General features: G+C 34.1%; 17 protein-coding genes. 16 read left to right on the top strand and 1 reads right to left on the bottom strand.

Annotated features, from left to right (window positions below):
* The first annotated feature begins 3 nt into the window (after positions 1 to 3).
* From EV143_RS20585 to EV143_RS20570, 4 genes are read left to right on the top strand one after another with little or no spacing between them, the layout of a single operon-like run.
* On the top strand, positions 4 to 1161 hold the full coding sequence (locus tag EV143_RS20585) for a hypothetical protein (protein WP_133509800.1): 1158 nt from the start codon (positions 4 to 6) through the stop codon (positions 1159 to 1161).
* Entirely contained in the window at positions 1158 to 3689 is a 2532-nt protein-coding gene (locus EV143_RS20580) for a hypothetical protein (protein ID WP_133509799.1), read from the top strand. The genes EV143_RS20585 and EV143_RS20580 overlap by 4 nt, the downstream gene beginning before the upstream one ends.
* Position 3690: 1 nt before the next feature.
* On the top strand, positions 3691 to 6522 hold the full coding sequence (locus EV143_RS20575; protein ID WP_133509798.1) for a hypothetical protein: 2832 nt from the start codon (positions 3691 to 3693) through the stop codon (positions 6520 to 6522).
* Complete coding sequence (locus EV143_RS20570; protein ID WP_133509797.1) at positions 6510 to 6776, top strand: hypothetical protein; 267 nt, start codon at positions 6510 to 6512, stop codon at positions 6774 to 6776. Before EV143_RS20575 ends, EV143_RS20570 begins: the two co-directional genes overlap by 13 nt.
* A gap of 271 nt (positions 6777 to 7047) precedes the next feature.
* On the opposite strand, the gene EV143_RS20565 is transcribed toward EV143_RS20570, so the two are convergent.
* Entirely contained in the window at positions 7048 to 7365 is a 318-nt protein-coding gene (locus tag EV143_RS20565) for a hypothetical protein (protein WP_133509796.1), read from the bottom strand.
* Between the two features lie 78 nt (positions 7366 to 7443).
* Between EV143_RS20565 and EV143_RS20560 the strand changes: the two genes are divergently transcribed.
* Genes EV143_RS20560 through EV143_RS20505 form a run of 12 tightly spaced genes read left to right on the top strand, consistent with a single transcriptional unit; the run spans position 7444 to position 17111 of the window.
* Positions 7444 to 8673 (top strand): hypothetical protein, encoded by a 1230-nt coding sequence (locus tag EV143_RS20560; protein WP_133509795.1) that lies wholly within the window; start codon positions 7444 to 7446, stop codon positions 8671 to 8673.
* Positions 8674 to 8676: 3 nt separating this feature from the next.
* Positions 8677 to 9738: a hypothetical protein gene (locus tag EV143_RS20555; RefSeq protein ID WP_133509794.1), complete on the top strand. Its 1062-nt coding sequence runs from the start codon at positions 8677 to 8679 to the stop codon at positions 9736 to 9738.
* Positions 9739 to 9782: 44 nt separating this feature from the next.
* On the top strand, positions 9783 to 10379 hold the full coding sequence (locus EV143_RS20550; RefSeq protein WP_133509793.1) for a hypothetical protein: 597 nt from the start codon (positions 9783 to 9785) through the stop codon (positions 10377 to 10379).
* Positions 10357 to 11088, top strand: coding sequence for a hypothetical protein (locus EV143_RS20545; RefSeq protein WP_133509792.1), 732 nt, complete (start codon positions 10357 to 10359; stop codon positions 11086 to 11088). Before EV143_RS20550 ends, EV143_RS20545 begins: the two co-directional genes overlap by 23 nt.
* 10 nt (positions 11089 to 11098) lie before the next feature.
* On the top strand, positions 11099 to 12520 hold the full coding sequence (locus EV143_RS20540) for a hypothetical protein (RefSeq protein WP_133509791.1): 1422 nt from the start codon (positions 11099 to 11101) through the stop codon (positions 12518 to 12520).
* Positions 12501 to 13022, top strand: a complete 522-nt coding sequence (locus EV143_RS20535) for a DUF6712 family protein (RefSeq protein WP_133509790.1) — start codon at positions 12501 to 12503, stop codon at positions 13020 to 13022. Before EV143_RS20540 ends, EV143_RS20535 begins: the two co-directional genes overlap by 20 nt.
* On the top strand, positions 13019 to 14569 hold the full coding sequence (locus EV143_RS20530; protein ID WP_133509789.1) for a hypothetical protein: 1551 nt from the start codon (positions 13019 to 13021) through the stop codon (positions 14567 to 14569). The genes EV143_RS20535 and EV143_RS20530 overlap by 4 nt, the downstream gene beginning before the upstream one ends.
* A gap of 1 nt (position 14570) precedes the next feature.
* Entirely contained in the window at positions 14571 to 15314 is a 744-nt protein-coding gene (locus EV143_RS20525; protein ID WP_133509788.1) for a LamG-like jellyroll fold domain-containing protein, read from the top strand.
* Positions 15315 to 15341: 27 nt separating this feature from the next.
* The gene (locus EV143_RS20520; RefSeq protein ID WP_133509787.1) at positions 15342 to 15722 is read left to right on the top strand and encodes a hypothetical protein; all 381 of its coding nucleotides are present in this window, start codon (positions 15342 to 15344) and stop codon (positions 15720 to 15722) included.
* The gene (locus tag EV143_RS20515; protein ID WP_133509786.1) at positions 15719 to 16045 is read left to right on the top strand and encodes a hypothetical protein; all 327 of its coding nucleotides are present in this window, start codon (positions 15719 to 15721) and stop codon (positions 16043 to 16045) included. The genes EV143_RS20520 and EV143_RS20515 overlap by 4 nt, the downstream gene beginning before the upstream one ends.
* Before the next feature lie 45 nt (positions 16046 to 16090).
* Positions 16091 to 16648, top strand: a complete 558-nt coding sequence (locus tag EV143_RS20510; protein WP_133509785.1) for a hypothetical protein — start codon at positions 16091 to 16093, stop codon at positions 16646 to 16648.
* A 1-nt stretch (position 16649) separates the two neighbouring features.
* Positions 16650 to 17111 (top strand): M15 family metallopeptidase, encoded by a 462-nt coding sequence (locus EV143_RS20505; protein WP_133509784.1) that lies wholly within the window; start codon positions 16650 to 16652, stop codon positions 17109 to 17111.
* Positions 17112 to 17178: the final 67 nt, after the last annotated feature.

Genomic DNA, 17178 nt, shown 5'->3' with positions numbered 1-17178 from the left:
ACAATGGCAATAGTATTTTCAAAAGACATCGCAACGGATAAGTTGCTAACTGCTTACAATAATCATATTGTGAGGTTTAGTTCTGATTCATCATTAACTCCGGCAACAGCTCAGATCGTTGGTTTGGGAATGGATGTCTTGCTGTATCCACATCCGAACGGAACTTTCTATTTCAATTTCATTGAATATGTAACGGCCGAAATCAACACTAAGAACTTCGCGGATGATATCGTTTATAACTTATCGGATTCTGATACCAACTCATTCACCTATGATGTTGCGAATGGTTTTTATCTGGAAGGTACTGTAACATTCAGGATAAACTTTACAGATACATCAATCGAAGCTGCTTCACGAGATCTAAAGTTTTACATCGGAGTTGATCAGATTGAAGATTACAAGAAAAACCAGATCTTATTTGTTCCGAACAGGATCGCGATCTTATCTCCGGTTCAGGATCGATCTAACAATTCAACATACTTGAAATATTGGCAGGGATATCCTTTCGAGTTCACCTTCTATAATCCACAAGGCACAACAGATCCTTTCATTTTAAAGAATCTTTCTAACGGTCTGCAGCATGAGTTTCAACTGAAAGGTAAATTTACATCTCTTTATTTATCCGATGGAAGAACGGATATAACTATTGAGAACTTCTTACCAATGATGTTAGGAGAAAACAACATTCAGTTTTACATCGGAGCGATCAACCAGAATGTAAATCTAATTGTCGATAAACAAGAAAGCGATTGCGGTACCTACATTAAGTTTCTAAACAAGAACGGTCGTTTTAGTTATTGGCTGCTTTCTAAGTTTCATTTCAGGACCAGAACATCTAAATATGGATCTGAACTTGAAAATGATTTCGAGAGTTTAGAAGATACAAGTTCGCCAACTCTTCAAGGTGGTAAGACCGGAGATGAAACCATTAAATGTGCAGCTGAAAAGTTGACAGATCGAGAGAAGATAATCTTTGAGGGAATTATTGACAGTCCTAAAATATATATGTTCACAGGTGAAAGGTTTGCGAAGTCAAATCTTAGCGATTGGATGGAAGTTCGTTTAAAGACTTCATCATTTGTAATTACAGAACCAAGAAAAAAATTATACAGCTATATCATTGAACTTGATTTGCCAGCTAGATACATGCAAATACTATGAGTTATATTCTTTACATAAACGGCAAACGGATCAGGCTTGCAGATAGCAAACCGATTGCTCAAACAAAGCAAGTAAATGACCTGGCTAAGTTCGCCAGTCGACAAACCAACTTTACAAATAAGTTTATAGCAACTCCATGTGCTGAGAATGTTAGAAACTTAGATCGAGTTGGTTTAGTTGGTAATCAATCTAATCTTCCTTATGAAAGAGCTGTAGTCGATCTGTTTGATTTTGATACAGGAGAATGCTTAATCTATAAAGGTTGGGGCAACATAACTCAAACGACCGACGGTAAAGGATATGAGATCTACGTTTATGATGGAAACATTGATTTTTATAAAGCAGTTGAAGATCTGACTTTAACGGATGTTGGTATTTCCGATTTGAACCACATTAAAAACCTAGCTAATGTAGTAGCTTCTTTCGATGGAGATCTAAATTACATGTACATCATTGCTGATTACAACGGAAACAATGTAACTCCAACAGGAGCTTTAAATATAGATTATCAGTTGCCAAGTGCAAGATCAAGTTATTTGTGGGATAGAGTTTTTCAGTATACAGGCTTCACTTATTCCGGAAGTGTATTTACATCTGAAAAGTTTTTAAATCATTGGATGACATTTCCAAAACCGGTTCCGACATTGGAGCCGATCGTTAGCGTAATTACAAGTCAGAACTCCGAGATCAGACAAAATACAGTTGCCGTTCCAACCGGAACCGGAATTGAATATGTGCATTACTACTATTCTGTTTTGTGGCCATCTACATTTGATGATTCTTATGCTGTAAATAATAGCACGTTCACCACAATCAAGACAGCTGGAGTTTTCAGAATTAAAGCAACCGGAAGTTTTTCGAACAACAACACTACGTCTTCATTTCTAACATGGACATTGAAAAGTTCAACAGATGAAATTAAAGAGACAGGATCCTTTGACGCGTCGATCAATACGGCCAATATCAATGCAGCGGTTGGAGATAAACTTTATTTGGGATCTCTAGTTACAGGATATATAAGTGGTAGTGTAAACAATCCTCTTTCCGGATCGATGACAACAACTTTAGATTATCTGATTGGCTATGATGCCAATTTTGAAGAGGCATTATTGGAGTTTAAAGCAAAGGATTTTGTAAACGAGATCATGCAAGCTTTCGGACTTACCATGTTCAAAGATAAATATACAAACAATGTTGACTTTAGAAGTATAAAAGAGATTGTTCAAAGCGATGTTATAGAAGATTGGTCTGGTAAGTTTAACAATAGAGTTTCAGAAAAATATATTTTCTCAAATTATGCTCAGAAAAACACTTTCAAGTATCGATATAATGACGAGAATGTAAGTTATAACGATGGATTTATTACTGTTAACAATAAAAACTTAGCTACTGAAACACCGATAGTGAATTCAAAAATTTATAGTCCGGAACGACTTAAAGTTTTTGTTGTAGGATTGCAATTGAACTCTTATAAATTCTGGAATAAAGAAATCAAAGACGATAACACAGTTGATTATAAAGAGCTGACTGGAAGATATTATTTTCTTAGAGCAAAACCGCATACGTTTAGTGAGCCTATAGCAATAGGATCGAAAAGTTTAAATACTGAAACGACAGTTGCAACAATTCAAAGAGAAGATTATTCGCGTTTAAACTTTCAGGAAATCATTTATGATAATTATGGAGAAATAGAAAGTTTACTTGATAAGTCTAAAACACTTGAAGCTGAGTTTAATCTTAAAGCTAAGGATGTTGCGAACTTCACCTTTAAGAATTTGATATATGTAGAGCAGCGAGCAAGTTACTTTTTGGTAAATAAAATATTGAGTTTCATTAAAGGCAAACCAACAAAGTGCGAAGTGATAGAAGTTGATTATAAAAAGACTTTAACTCCACCAGAGAATAATCCAGGTACATACATTACAATTACAGACATCGAATTGTCAGGTTGTAATTTGATAATACATTTTGATACCGATGCTGATTTGCCAGCTAACATTCTGGTTACGGGTCAGCCTAATTCTTTTGGAGTAATACCACCGCCAACTTTACCACCTAACAGATATTTTAATGCTGTAGTAGATCCGGTTACGAATACTATCGATGTTACTGTTATTGCTGGTGGGTATTGGGATTTCACTTTAGAACTTACGGTTCCGGGTGTTTTGTCAAATCATTATCTATTTGAAAATACTATGATTTGTGAGTACGTACCGCCGGCTCCGGATTTGAGTTTTATTACAATAACTCATCTTCAAACACTATCAATGAATACAACAACTAATACAAGAAGAGTAAGAGTTGATTTTGATACGGATTTAGAGATTCCGAATGTAATTACGGTAGACACTTATGCATTAGATAATTTTTCTATACCGCAATATATAACAGCAACTAGCAAATATCTGGAAGTGGATCTTCCATTAGTAGGATCAGGTCCTTTTGGGCCAGTTTATATTGAGTGGTTTTTAACTCTTGGTTACGGAACTGTTTTCTCACAATCAGTAAATGTTTTAATTAATTTCTAAAATGGAAAAAAGAAAAATAATCGAATTGGACATTGATGTTGATGCCATCATTGCAAAGTCCTCACAGTTAAAAACGGAACTTGACAAATCAAGGGAATCATTATCGGCAATGAAAAAAGCCGGAGATACTTCTTCAGAAACTTATATTCAGATGTCAGCTAAAATAAATAAGCTTTCATCTGATTATAATATGAATCAAAAACAACTTGTTAACCTGATTACAGTAGATGAAAAGTTTCTAACCATAAACGAAAAAGTAAACCTTGCATTGGACCATGAGAATAAATCCATAACAGAAGCAAGACAAAACAATACTGAACTTCTAAAAATTAGAAATGAATTAAACCTGGCTGATGAAAATCAATTAAAACTTTTAGACGAGATAAATGCCAAAATTGATGCAAATGATAAATTCATTAAAGAAAATGTTTCTGAATTAGAAAAACAAAAGATCGGTATTGGTGACTATACTACTGCAATTAAAGATGCGATTTCCGAAAGTGGATTGTTTGGCGGGGAGTTAGCTGTCATTGGTGAAGCTCTTAAAAAGAGTTCAAAACTTTTTCAAGCTTTCAAAGATGATATAGTTGAGACCGCTCAAAATATGAGAAATGCTGCTGATGGAACTGAAACTATGACGTTTTCACAGAAAGCATTGACGATCGCAACTAATTTGGGAACAGGCGCAATGAGAATATTTGCACTTGCAATTGCTGCAACTGGAATTGGATTGATCGTTATTGCCATTGCTTTATTAATTAGTTACTTAAAAACTTTTACTCCTGTTGTCGATGCTGTTGAGCAGGGTATGGCCGGACTTGGTGCAGTTATAAAAGTTGTTCAACAAGGAATAATGTCATTTGTTTCTGGTCTGAGTGATTTAGGAGGTACATTGAAAAAAATAGGATCCTTTCTCGCTGATCCAATCAAGGGATTTAAGGAAATGGGTAAAGCAATGGGAGATGCTTATGATGCAGCTGCTAAACTTAAAAAAGCTCAACAAGATCTCGAAGATGCTATGGAATCACAAGAGATTCAAACAGCTAAAAACCGAGCTGAGATTAATAGATTAAACATTCAAGCTAAAGACAGAACCAAATCAGAAGAAGAGAGATTGGATTTATTGAAAAGAGCAGCTCAGCTGGAAGAAGAAGATTTTCAACAACGAAAAAAGAATAATGATGAGCAATTAAGATTGGCACTTTTGCAAATAAAAAATGAAGCTAAATTGACTGATATAGAGTTTGCTGAATTACAAAAGCGCGGGTTCGCCTACAAAGATTATATTGAAAAGAAAACCAATAACACTGATGAGCTATTTGATAATTTAAAAAAAGCCATACTTGCTGATACTGATATCACAAACGAATACTATTCAAATCAAGAGAAAAATATTAACAAGCAAAACAAATTATTAGAAGATCAGGAAGCTGCACGAGAAAAAGCTCGTCAAGCTGCAATTGAAGCTGAGAAGAAAAGACAAGAAGCTTCACAAAAATTATTAGATGATGCTGCAAGAAAAGCTAAAGCTGAACTTGATTTATTTATTTCTCAACAAGGAGTTCGAGCAAAAACTTTAGCAGAAGGATTAAAATATCAGGAGCAAATACGAGATAAGAAACTTGAGATAGCTCAAAAAGAATTTGATGCAACAAAAAAAACGGAGATTGATAAACTTAAATTCTTAACTGATCAGAACAATATTCAAAATGAGTTCTTAAAAGCTCAAATGGATTTTGTAATTGCTAATGCCAATGCTGAACTTCAGTTGTTTTTGGACAATAACAAATCCAAGTTAGATGCCAACAAGTTTTTAACTGATGAGTTAGTTGCACAAGAAATTGATCGCTTAAACCGAATATCAGAAGCTGAAGCTGCATTTCAAACTAAACGTCTGGAAGAAGGTCAAATCAATGCTCAAGAATATCAAGATGCCATAAAAGCTATTGATGATAAATTCGCAGAAGAAAAGAAGGTACTTGAGGAAGAGAAGGAACAGGCTGATTTTGATAAGAAAGCAATTGATCTTGAAAACAAATTAGCTACAGATCAGTTAAATGCAGATAACGAATTTGCTTTTAGGCAGGCTGAATTACAAAGATTAAATGAAGCCGAACTATTAGCAGCTAAAAAGAATGGAGCAGATATAGATTTAATTAATCAAAAGTATGCTGCACAAAAAAAATCACTGGATAAATCACTTGCTGATTTTAAAATTAATCAAGAATTAGCTGTAATTCAAGGTTTGAGAGGAATAGTAAGTGAGCAATCTGCTTTAGGGAAAGCTTTAGCATTAGCTGAAATCACATTTACTACTGTTAAAAATGCTACTCAGGCATTTCAGCAAGCTGCCGTTTTTGCCTCTAATCCTTTGACGGCTGCATTAGCTGTAAATGCAACTATTCAAGGAGGTATAATTATTGCTAGTGGAGCTTTGCAAGCTGCAAAAGTATCTGGTTTGAAGTTAGCAAAAGGAGCTGTCAATATAGATGGTCCAGGTACTGGAACAAGTGACAGTATTCCTGCTATGCTTTCAAAAGGTGAAAGTGTTATAACAGCTGAAGCAACTTCAAATAATGAAGCGTTAATAGCAGCGATGAACGCAAATGCTGGAATTGATTTTTCAAGTCAGTTCTTGCCATCTTCAGTTATTCAGATGTATAGCAATACAAACAATTCACAAGGTATTGATTATGATTTATTAGCTGCTAAAGTAGCTGAAGCAAATCTTAATTTACCAAAACCGATTGTTTATACAGCAGTTACAGATATTAATTATGAACAAGATGAATATGCTAAAATAACCGATGGTGCAGATTTATGGGCAAGTTAGATGATATCTTAAATGGTTGGAGTAACTATCTTCAAGGAGATGATCCGGCAACTTTAGAACTGGCAAAAGAGCGCGCTGAAATTTGCATTAAATGTCCTGCTGCAAAAGATGGATTGCACACGGCCATACTTCCAGATTATTCTATTTCAGAAATTCAAGGTATGTATTGTAGTAAAAAAGAGGGAGGTTGCGGATGCCCTCTTTCGACCGCTGTACGAAGTGAAAAATATAAATGCCCAAAAAAACATTGGTAATATATTATATTATTTAAATAAGTATATTTGCGTATGCTTTATATCAAACTGAAACATAAAACCAGAGAAATACAAGAACTGACAAAACTCGGTTTAATCAATCCATCTTGGATTAGAAATATGGAAATATTTGAAAAATTCCATTTCTATATAAACAACCACAATAACAAGCAAGAATCCTATTTTTTGTGTGGTGAAGATTTTAAAATAAGTTGGCAAAGTGTTCGAAAAGTAGTGACGGACTTATCAAAATAATAATAATTAGTCAAAATTATTTACTGTTTTTTCCTAAATTATTATATTTTCCTAAAGCTAAATTAATTCTCACATCTGCACTATTTTGTTCTTTGGTTATTACTTTTTTAATTGGAACCTCGCCACCGTTTTTACTCATCCACTCAAGGTATTCCTGATATTGTCGCTCATTGTCATCTATATCTTTTTGAGCTTCAATGTAAATGTTTTCAGTAGTTTTTTTTGACTTAAAAATAAAATGTGACAACAAATTGAAAAAGGCAAAAACAAATTTTGCCCACAGCCAACAAACTGCAAGAACTACGATTATTGTTAATATAATAAGTAAAATCATTTTACAAATTTAACCAAAAGATCTTAGTTAACCAAAATAATTGCTCAGCGTATATTTGTAATATAATATATTACTAAAATGAGCACGAAATATTTTAATTCACTTCCAAACTTCAAGTCAACTGATATCAAAGTTGACAGAGAAAACGGTATTTTAAAGAATACATGTATCGCGAATTTTGGAGAAAATAAGAATGATAGCTTCTTCGATGAAAAATTCATTCAGGATTTAGTTACTCAAGGTAATGAATCTGAGAGAGGAATTAAATCAAGATTCGGACATCCGAATATGTGTGCGACTTCTTTCGGAACTTATATCGGGCGTTACAAAAACTTTTCCGTTCAAAACGGAAATTGCTTTGCAGATTTATTTTTAGATCCTATTACCAAGAAAACACAAGTTGAAGGTAAAGGAATCACAATGTTCGATTACATCATGGACATGGCCGAATCAAATCCGGATATGTTCGGCAATTCGATTCATATTCTTTCATCAACGTTTGATGAAAAGGTAGGTGATAAAAATCAAACACTTCATTTACTTGACAAGTTCAAAGCTTGTGATCTGGTTGATGATCCAGCTGCAACCGATTCATTATTCTCATCTAATCCAAATGATCTGGGAGTTGTAGTAACTAATTTCCTAGATGAGAATCCATCCCTATTTGAAAGCATAAACAAGAATCCTAAAATCATAGAAGACTTCTTTGAACGCTATTTCAATTACCAAAATCGTAAATCCTTAAACAATTTTAATATGAGCTTTTTAGACAATCTAAAAAAGAAGTTCAGCACGAAAGATGGCTCTTTCGACATAGACGTCACTTTAGCTGACGGCTCAATCGTGAAAGTTATTACAGAAGCTGAAAAACCTAAAGTCGACGATAAAGTCGTTGATGATGCTGGAACTCCAGTAAAAGATGATACGCATTTGCTTCCTGATGGAAGTGCAATCGTAACCGTTGGTGGTGTAATTACAGAGATTAAAGATGCTCCGGAATCAGAAGAAACCGAAGAGCCGACTCTTAGCGAAGTAATGAACGGTGTTAACACTCTTGCTACTTCATTCGCATCATTTAAAAAGAAATTTGAGAATACTCAAAAATACAACGAAAGTGCTTTTGAATTAATCTCTGAACAAGTTCAAAAATTTGATAAGAGAGTTGATGTTTTAGGTAAATCAGTTAAGTCAACTTACGAAGCTCCACCCGCTGAGACAAAAGACAAAAAGAAAACAGGAACCAGCACCTATGACGCTGATGCAGTACGTGAGGCACGTGAGGCAATTAAAACCAAAAAAACAAAGTAAGACATGGCATTAGTAGCAGATTTTACAGATTTAGCCACATCGGATAGATTTATTACGGACTTAAAGGAAATTGTAAAGAATGATGTATTTCAACAAGATACATCTGAATTGTTCACAATTGTTCCTGGTATTAAAGGAGGTCAGCAAGTTGCCGCAATGAAAGGTTTTGAATACGTAACCGTAGCTTCCCAAGGTTGTGGCGGTACTGGTATTTCTCCAGCTTTCCCTGCATTCTCACAGAAGTGGAATCCTAAAATGGCAGAGGTTCGAATCAAGTATTGCTATACTGACTTCGAAAACTCATTTACTCAATGGGGCCTTAATAATGGTTACAAAAGAAAAGACCTTACCGGAACTGAAATGGCTGTCTTCATTGAAGACCTAACAATTAAAGCAATGAAAGCCGATTTACTTCGTCTTGTTTTAATGGGAGACAAAGATATTGCAGCACAGGACATCTTAACTGATGAAGCCGGAAAAGCTAAGTATTACGACATCATCGATAAAGGTTTGCTTCCAACTTTGCAATATTTAAAAACATTGCCAGAGTTTTCAGGGAACTTTGTAACTCTTGACAAAAACACTGGAGCGATGACAGATCAGTTAAACCTGCCTGCAACGTATGCATTAGACCTTTATGAATCTGTTCTTGATGATGTTTACGATTTTGATGGAGATACTTTAATGACTTCAAACAGATTGTTTAAGAATTACCAAAAATGGGTAAAACGTGCCAATGGATACGGTGTTCAAGGAAACATTGATTCTACACTAAAAGGGATTACAGATCCTATGGTTGATGGCGAAGTATTAACTCCTGTTGTTCAATATGATCGCTGGAGAAGAAACGATTTCGTAACTGGTGCTACACCTCACATACACTTACCTCACTTTGCTTTATTCACAAGAAAAGAATATTTGCAAGTAGGAGTTGATGATGCTGCTTCATTAGAAGATATTACTCTTGAGTATATCGGAGGAGAAGATGAGAGCTTCTATATTAAAGCTAACTATTTAGTTGACTTTAAAATGACTAATCCATACGCATTTAGAGCAGCTATCTAAAATTAATTAAAGGGAGTTTCGGCTCCCTTTTAAAACTTATAATCATGGCAGAAAATTGCGACGAAAAATTAACTGGTCAGTTCGTGAAGATGTGCGGACATAGACCAAAACAAGGAGTAGCTGGAAAGTGGTATATAAACCACGATGATGTTGATGTTGAAGCAACTCAGAAATCAAATAGAGGAACTGTTGTAACTACTTTGGTACTTAAAACGGGAGCCAAGATCTATCCTGCAGTAGGTAAAAAAGTAAGTTCAATTGAACATGCTTTGGCTATTAAAGATTTCAGTAACGGATATATCCATACTGATAGATTTACAATTACTTATAAAGGCCCTGCTGAAAGAGAGCGCGTTCAAGAGTTAGTTGATGGTGCCAGAGTTGTAACACTTTCCAAAAAAGTTGATACGGGAATTTCCGGAGAGCTTTCGTATGAGATCGCTGGTCTTGAATCAGGAATGGAAATCACAGAAGATACTTTTAATTCTGGAGCTGATTCTGGTGTAACGAAAATTGCAGTTGCTACAAAAGAAGGTGAAGAAGAATCAACTGGAATCAAGTTGTTTAAAATGGTAGGTGGTCTTGATGCAATCGAAACTTGGATAACAACAAACGAATATGTCGAACCAGTCATTCCTTAATGAAGATCAAAAGGAAATACTAAAAGAGATCAGGGATGCTAGTTATGTAACTTTAAATGGAAAGGACAAAAACGGCATCCCTTTCTTAAAGCATATTTTCGATTTGCATTATAAAATCTTTGGAGAAACATGCTCCAATTGCCCCAATAAAATTGGAGGCTACATTCAAAAATTAAAAAAATTTAATCCAGAACTCAAGATGGAAATAGTAAAATCAAATTTCGAATTAAACGATGGTGTTATCATTCCGATAACTGGAACATCTGACGTTTACAGCAAACATAATTTAACAGATGAAGCTGCTTTAAAAATATTGGCAAAGAATCCAAATAGGAGATCTCTTTTTAGAGTTGTTCCAGATGATTTAGATGAGTTGATTGATGATTATTTAGAAGCACTTGAAGTTAATCAGGAAGATCAAAATACAGACGATGATCAAGACGACGACGACGACGATGATAATCAAGACGATGATGATTCTGAAAATGACGATGATCAGGAAGATCAAAATACAGATGATGATCAAGAATTAGTTTTGATTGGCGAAAGCAAATTCACTATTGAAGAAGCTCTTTCATTGTTAGAATTGATTAATGTGACAACAAAAGCATCCACAGTTACTGGAATCAAAAAAACGATCTCTAAGTTATCTGAAGAAAACAAATTAGAGTTACAAAACCTAGCTGCTGACTTGATTACAAAACAATAAATAAAAAGTAATGAAGTCCAAAGTTGTAGAACAATACAAGCAAGAAAGAATTGAAATATTCAATAAACGTTTTGGGGTTATCTTCGATGGTGAAGATAACCTTAAATCGCTTGTTGTTGAAAATTTGATCGACAATTCGCCTACAGCTTTTCAATGTGCCTGGTTATATGAAAGCTTTTTAGGAGGTGGAGGATTTGAAGTTGATATGTCCGAGATTAACTTATCTGAAGATGAGTTCGACAAACAGAATCCAAACAATTTATTATTTGATGTTGCAGAAGTTGTTTCAAGACATCAAGGTGTTTTTATTAATGTTGGTTATAATGCAAATTACGAAAAGGATAGTTTTAAAATTATTCCTTATACACTTTGTAAAGTTGGGAAAAAAGATAGTGCTGATTATTATGGCAAAATTTTAGTTTCTCCTAAAGGTTGGGGCAAGTCTTTAAAGAAAGAAGATGTAGATATTTTTGATGTTTACAATCCACGACCAGATGTAATTCAAACTCAAGTTGAAGCAGCTGGAGGTTGGGAAAATTACAAAGGACAGATCTTCTTTTTTAAACTATCAAGAAAATACACTTATCCTCAAAGCTTAATTGAAAGAGCCTACACTTTTGCAGATACAGAAAACCAACTTGGATTGTATTACAATGGAACGGCAAAAAGAAGTTTTGAAGATGTCACAGTTATTAGACATAGAAAATTTGAAAGCAAACAAGATGAAGAAGCTTTTGAAAGAAATGTAAAATCATTATCAGGATTTGAAAACTCAAGTACAAAGTTGCTTGTTGAGGATGACTGGGATGATGAAAATAACAAGCAAGGTAATATCAGATTTGATACAATCAAAAATGAAGTTAAATCTGAAAAGTACGCTCACTTTGAAACATCATCTGCAAATTATATCCGTAAAGCATTTAAAAACATTCCACCTCAGCTTGTAGATTACGTTGCTGGGAAACTTGGAAATACATCTGGAGAAGATCTAATAAAAGCACAATCAATTTACAACTCTCTTATTTCAAAAGATCAGGAGAAGTTGGAAATGCTTTTTAAAGAGCTATTCAGAAATTACAAACATGACATCAATCCATCAAACAATTGGACCATCAAACAATATTCTTTATTGGATGATGGAACAGTTAATTATGATGAAAATAATATAGAGGCACCGGCTCAAAAAACAAAAGAAGAACTAGATGAGGAAGCTATAAGAACAGCACAGGCAACTTTAAGAGGATCCGTTGGAGGTGTAACCTCAATCTTAGCTATTCAAGCGTCCGTAGTGGCAAAAACAACCACATTAGATAGCGGTGTTGCAATGCTTATTAACATTTTCGGTTACTCTGATGAGGTTTCTAGAAGAATTCTAGGAAATCCAGAGGCTAATCCAACAAATCCAAATCCAAATGGCAATACTATTAATTGATAAAGATATAGTTGCTACCAAATTACAGGTTGCAATCGGATATGATTCTGTTGAATTTCAAACTTTCATCAATGAAGCTCAGGAATTTGATTTAAAACCTCTCGTTGAAGAGGATTTTTACTTTGATTTATTAGCCAAAAAGGATGAACTGACCTATAAAAAGCTTATTGACGGTGGAAGTTACACCTTCAATACGAGATCATACAGCTTTCAAGGACTAGCAACTGTTATAAGTTACTTCTCTTATGCAAGATTTGTAATGAATAGTAGTGCAGTTTCAACTTCACATGGAATGGTTGTTAAAACAACTCCGAACTCAACACCTTTAACGCTTGAAGAGAGAAAAAACTTTTGGTATAAAAAGCGTGAAGAGGCTAATTTGATGATGATTGATGTTGTCAAATTCATCGAAAGAAATATATCGGATTTCCCTAGCTGGAATAGTTCAACAAGTTGCGGTCCAAATCATAAATACGCTTCAAAAACAAAAGTGATACAATGATAATTATTTTAAATATAAGCTCTGAAAAGTTTTCATTAAACGGCATACCGTATTTCAAAAATTTCATGCCACATGTTGTGGGTGGGAAATTGAAAATAGTAAACGTTTATGATAGCAAACTTGAATTGACAGCATTAGATTTATATTCTAATTATTCTGTTGACGGTGTTACTTATCCAAATTTAATTGCGTTGCAAAATGCTTTGCTTCCTGTATTGTACACAAGAAACAGTTTGAATTTTGATTCGGAGTTACCATACTACAATCAAATAACAAAACAAACCGGAATAACATCTTTAGGTCTTAACAAAACAATCAATGCAGGTTGGGAATGGTTGATTAATAATGTTCAATACTCAAATTCAGGACCATTAACAATAAATTTTCCTTTAGCTTCATCCGGCAAACAACGTTTAGATAGAGTTGTTGCAACTAACTTAAATACTTTTGTTAGAATACCTGGAGTTGAAAGTATTTCTAGTCCTACCGCAGATCCAAGACCAGATAATACAGTTGACGTGACGTTTGTTCTTGTTAGTGATACTGAGGTTTTTGAACCAACACCTCCAGTTATTGGTGATAATTTCGTTCTTAAACGAGAAAGTCAGGATTTTATAGCAAGTTACGGATCAACAACTGTAATAGATAAACTTGAATTGAATGATGATAGAAGTTCAGTAAGTTTAATCGGATCAGCAACTAATGTTAAGTCCATTCAACTTTCTGGAGAATTCATAAGACCTGGTAAGCCGCATTTCTTTAAAAACAGAACTGGTCATGATGTTACAATTGAACATAATAGTGGTACCGGAAATATTAAATACTTCTTTTCTGATGCTCAAAATTTAATTTTAAAGAATAATGAGGTTCTTGAATTCTCATTAAATGCTAATGACGGAAGTAATTTAAAATTTGAACTCATAGGTAGTAAATTAGCGACACAGATAATTTCTGCTCCAGAAAAAACTACTGTTCATGATAACGATAGAATTGGAAATGCTGATAGTGAAGATTCAAATAAGACAAAATACTGGAAATTTTCTACAATTAAAGCAACTATCAAATCTTATACAGATGGTTTTTACCTAACGATTACAACTGCTCAAACTGTTTCTGGTTTAAAAACGTTTTTAAACGGAACTTGGGGCTTTAGAAACGTTGCCAATTCATTTACATCCCTTTTTGTAAATGCTAATACGGCTGCAAGAACTTACATTTTTCAAGACAGAAACGGAACTATAGCGGATGATACTGACTTAGCCGGAAAGCAGGTTATTGATAGTCAAATTGAAATATCAGCGAATAGTAACGTGTTAAATGCGTGGCATGGACAAACTATATTATTTACGGCTAGCTGTACTATTACAGTTCCTGCTTCATTAAATAATTCTCTAATGTTTCCTTTTCGGTCCTTAACAGGCGTTACTGTTACATGGGCTATTACTGCCCCGCATGTTTGGGAAACCACACCTGTATCTATGTCTGAAAAGACAGTCGGACATTTCATGAAAAGAGGTTCTACAAATACAATAATATTAGATTTTTAGTATGAGCGGTCTAAAAAAATATTATTTCGGAAAGCAAAAGTCAAGATCATTAATTGATCAGATAGTGGCGTACTATGGTTTAAATGGTGATGCTGTTGATAGTATAGGTTTGAATTCTGGAACTTTAGTTGGAGCCGGTGCTTTTGCATCGGGAAAAATAGGAACTAGCCCAAATGGATGGTCAACTTCACAATATATTACTATTCCTCAAAGCACTGCATTTGATTTTTCCGATGCATCAACTGATTTGAAATTTTCGATTTCTTTTTGGTGGCAAAAAAATGATACCGTGACCAGAAATTTTATAAATAAAAGAGGTGGAACGGCGGGAACAGACCAATGGAGTATAACGATGACTAATGGTGTTATTGAAATTGCATTATTTAGTAATAGTGTGTCTGGTTATATTTCTAAAAAAACAGTTCCTGGATCTGGAAATATTGCAGCTATTGTAAATAATACTTGGTACCATAACGTGATAACTTATGATGGTAGCGGTACTGTTGGAGGTCTTAGGATTTATCAAAACGGAAGTTTAGCTACTGTGACAACTGACACTTTAGTTGGAACTTACACGAAAATGCCTCAAGCGTCTCAAATAACTAGAATTGGTAGGCTATACACTGGAACAAATTCTTCAATTTTTAGAATGGATGAAATTGGATTTTGGAAAAACAGAATGTTAAATCAAGCTGAAGTACGAAAATTATATAATTCAGGAAACGGACTTGCATATCCTTTTTAAAATATTAATTATTAAATACCACATATAATGATACGAATACAATATGAAGAGGAATTAATCACAGACAATGCAACTCAAAAGAGTACTAATGTTATAGTCGAAATGAAAAAATGGGAAGAACATTCTAGCGAAATGATGCTTGCAGAAATTAATTATTTAGCCAAAGATCCATTAACAGGATCTGAAATTGCTATTCCGGGAAAAGCCAAAACAATTCAAATCACTATTGAAAAATATAATGAAATGTTTTTAGCAACCGATTCTTTAATTCCAAGCAATTTGACCCCTTTCGAAAAAAGTGTTTTAAGAAAAAGATTGTGTTTGTTGATTTATGTACAGAATGATTTCTTAGAAGGAACTACCAAATGCATTTTCAATACAGAACCTCAAAAGTGGATAATTGTATGATAAACTTTATATTATTCATCGTTGCGTACTTATTGTATTTGCCATTATCTCTATGGAACTTCTGTCTTGTGGGAGATAAAAAAGGTTATTTCAGATCAAGCGCTATTACTATTGATAAACTCGCAAATCGTGAGTTCAGAACACTTTGGAATAAATTATTAAAAGTGGAATCCGGATATAAGTTTGGATCTGAAAACGAAACGATCTCAAGTGTATTAGGGAAAAACCAGCGAGATGGAACTTTAAGCAAAGCAGGGAATAAGTTGGCATCTTTTCTCGACTGGTTAGATAAGGAGCATTGTAAAAATTCAATTGAAAATTAAAATAATATGAAACCACTAGACTATTTAGTTTATCTCGCAAAGCCGTTGCTTACGGCTAAAAAACTTACGACAACAACAAAAGGTGTTGCGATTTCTGCTCCTGCGCTTGTCTTGTTATCTAATTTTCATATTGAAAAACAAGTATTATTATTTTTAAGCGCTCTTATAATAGTAGACTTTGTAACTGGAATTTTAGTCTCTTTTAAAATAGCAAAAGATGAAGCAAAAAAGAAAGGAAAATTTGCAACGAAAGAAACTACTCAGCATGGTTTTTTTGCTCGGTTACTTTTTAAAATAAAGTTTTATTACAATGTTATAGAAAGTGGTAGGCTAAGGCTTTCTTTGCTTAAAATGACGATGTATATGTTTGCAATTATTGGTGCAAAAACAATTCAAAGCATGTTTAAAATAAAGCCATTTGGATTTTCTTTTTCAGATGCTGAATGGACAATAACAATAGTAATAATGTGCATCTGTTGCATTTTTGAGATTCACTCAATTGTAATTGAAAATGCAAAGGGGTTAGGGTATGACTTAATTGATAAAGTATTTTCGGTTTTCAAGTCATACAAAGACATTAAAAAAGAATTTAAAGAAGAATAAAATGGATGCAATTACTGAGAAAAGAATATCCGGATTACATCCGAGCGTTCGAGTTGAAATGACTAACATTATAAAAGAGATTGATAAAGCATTAACTGGCCGTGCTAAGGTTCGAATTTCAGAAGGATTAAGAACTTTTGCTGAACAAGATGCTTTGTACAACAAAAAACCAAAAGTAACCAACGCAAAAGGCGGTCAATCGATACATAATTACGGATTTGCCGTTGATATCGTTCTTATTATTGATGGAAAAACAGCAAGCTGGGATACTAAGAGTGATTGGGATGGAGATAAAGTCTCAGATTGGGATGAGTGTGTAAAGATCTTTGCCAAATACGGCTGGAACTGGGGAGGTAATTGGGCAACTTTTAAGGACATGCCACACTTTGATAAGATCGGTTTTAGTAATTGGAGAATTCTTCAGGCTAAAAAAAGAGATAAGGATAATTATATAATAATTTGAATGGAAAAACCAATTAAAGCAAAACCGCATTTTTATGCGTGTTGTTTTCTAGAGCTTCAGAAGTTGG

It is taken from the genome of Flavobacterium chryseum (assembly GCF_004362015.1).
Classification (GTDB): Bacteria; Bacteroidota; Bacteroidia; order Flavobacteriales; family Flavobacteriaceae; genus Flavobacterium.
Note: the sequence above shows the minus strand (reverse complement) of the source record. Positions and strands in the feature narration are given on the sequence as shown.

Excerpts from the sequence above, each read along its gene's own strand:
- EV143_RS20560 (WP_133509795.1), top strand. The coding sequence starts at position 7,444 with ATGAGCACGAAATATTTTAATTCACTTCCAAACTTCAAGTCAACTGAT.
- EV143_RS20515 (WP_133509786.1), top strand. The coding sequence starts at position 15,719 with ATGATAAACTTTATATTATTCATCGTTGCGTACTTATTGTATTTGCCA.
- EV143_RS20535 (WP_133509790.1), top strand. The coding sequence starts at position 12,501 with ATGGCAATACTATTAATTGATAAAGATATAGTTGCTACCAAATTACAG.
- EV143_RS20580 (WP_133509799.1), top strand. The coding sequence starts at position 1,158 with ATGAGTTATATTCTTTACATAAACGGCAAACGGATCAGGCTTGCAGAT.
- EV143_RS20585 (WP_133509800.1), top strand. The coding sequence starts at position 4 with ATGGCAATAGTATTTTCAAAAGACATCGCAACGGATAAGTTGCTAACT.
- EV143_RS20540 (WP_133509791.1), top strand. The coding sequence starts at position 11,099 with ATGAAGTCCAAAGTTGTAGAACAATACAAGCAAGAAAGAATTGAAATA.
- EV143_RS20530 (WP_133509789.1), top strand. The coding sequence starts at position 13,019 with ATGATAATTATTTTAAATATAAGCTCTGAAAAGTTTTCATTAAACGGC.
- EV143_RS20505 (WP_133509784.1), top strand. The coding sequence starts at position 16,650 with ATGGATGCAATTACTGAGAAAAGAATATCCGGATTACATCCGAGCGTT.
- EV143_RS20550 (WP_133509793.1), top strand. The coding sequence starts at position 9,783 with ATGGCAGAAAATTGCGACGAAAAATTAACTGGTCAGTTCGTGAAGATG.
- EV143_RS20555 (WP_133509794.1), top strand. The coding sequence starts at position 8,677 with ATGGCATTAGTAGCAGATTTTACAGATTTAGCCACATCGGATAGATTT.
- EV143_RS20525 (WP_133509788.1), top strand. The coding sequence starts at position 14,571 with ATGAGCGGTCTAAAAAAATATTATTTCGGAAAGCAAAAGTCAAGATCA.
- EV143_RS20520 (WP_133509787.1), top strand. The coding sequence starts at position 15,342 with ATGATACGAATACAATATGAAGAGGAATTAATCACAGACAATGCAACT.
- EV143_RS20545 (WP_133509792.1), top strand. The coding sequence starts at position 10,357 with ATGTCGAACCAGTCATTCCTTAATGAAGATCAAAAGGAAATACTAAAA.
- EV143_RS20570 (WP_133509797.1), top strand. The coding sequence starts at position 6,510 with ATGGGCAAGTTAGATGATATCTTAAATGGTTGGAGTAACTATCTTCAA.
- EV143_RS20575 (WP_133509798.1), top strand. The coding sequence starts at position 3,691 with ATGGAAAAAAGAAAAATAATCGAATTGGACATTGATGTTGATGCCATC.
- EV143_RS20565 (WP_133509796.1), bottom strand. The coding sequence starts at position 7,365 with ATGATTTTACTTATTATATTAACAATAATCGTAGTTCTTGCAGTTTGT.